Here is a 1,116-nt window from a genome sequence, read left to right as displayed (position 1 = left end):
TTTTTCAGCGAGATTGCATTGGCGCGAGTGCGAAGCGGCACGTGCAAGCCCTGCAAAATGCTCTAGTGATCAGGCTCCCTATTCTTCGCGCCTATATTCCTATGGTGACCGTAGCTCAGTTGGTAGAGTCCTGGATTGTGATTCCAGTTGTCGCGGGTTCGAGTCCCGTCGGTCACCCCATCCTAAGTAATTGTTTTTATTAAAGTTTCTGAATTTTTGCTTACCTCGGAGATTCCATTTTTCAATGTCATCTTCCCAAATTGGGAACATGAATCAATTTAATGGCGTTGCTTTTCTGATGCGCCTGCGGTCATATACTCGATTTGTAATCGCTTCGGATTTATGTCCTGTTGCTTCAGTCACTCGAATCCCAGCCTCTTTCCCTTCCGTCACATAATAGGCTCGCAAATCGTGGAATGTAAATCGTCTACCTCCCTCCTGAGCATACTCAACCTGTAGCCGGTTCCACATCGCCTTAAATCCTCGATCAGTGTAAGGCTGCCCCTTCCGATTGCAGAATAGAAAAAAACCTCCTATAGGACGAGGTAAAGCTTTCGCTCGAATCACGATGTCACGCAAATGAGTACTCCATGCAATCAGAATCTTGGTCTGTACTTCGCCGCGTTTTCGTTTTTTTGGTTCGATATAAACGCCCTGCTCCGTAATTTGCGATAAATGAAGCAGCAGTACATCTTCTCGGCGTTGGCCTGTAAGAGCGCAAAATTCAGCAATAAGGCCAATTAAAGAATAGGATGCCCCCTTTCGTTGCGCGATTTTTAAGACGGCCTGGAGTTCTTCCGTTTCAACTTTGCGTGTTCGAGGCGTTTCTCGGTTACGCCGCACTTGTCGACAAGGATTTGTCCGCACACGCCCACATTCAATTCCAAATTGCAATACAGTAGATAAAAAAGCAATTTCTCGATTAGCCCGCACAGGGGAATTCGCTCTCTCAATTCTCAGGTAGCGCGCAATGTGATGCGGTTCAATCTGATTGAAATCCATCTTTGCAAACCGCTTCAAAATTTCTTTTTGCTGTTCTGATAATCTGCTTGCGTATTCAGCGCGAGCTGTTAGAAAACTGGAGTGCCGAGTCGGCCGGAGGAATTTCACCTCCAG

1 protein-coding gene and 1 tRNA gene are annotated in these 1,116 nt (G+C 46.5%); one reads left to right on the top strand and one right to left on the bottom strand.

Annotated features, from left to right (window positions below):
* Positions 1-104: 104 nt before the first annotated feature.
* A tRNA-His gene (locus CAGGBEG34_RS00325) sits at positions 105-180 on the top strand.
* Positions 181-273: 93 nt separating this feature from the next.
* Here CAGGBEG34_RS00325 and CAGGBEG34_RS00320 read toward each other — a convergent pair.
* Positions 274-1,116, bottom strand: an 843-nt coding sequence (locus CAGGBEG34_RS00320; protein ID WP_050009257.1) for a tyrosine-type recombinase/integrase, incomplete at its 5' end; no start/stop codon positions are given.

The sequence above is a fragment of the Candidatus Glomeribacter gigasporarum BEG34 genome (genome assembly GCF_000227585.1).
Taxonomy (GTDB): domain Bacteria; phylum Pseudomonadota; class Gammaproteobacteria; order Burkholderiales; family Burkholderiaceae; genus Glomeribacter; species Glomeribacter gigasporarum_B.
This window is presented reverse-complemented; position numbering and strand designations above follow the sequence as displayed.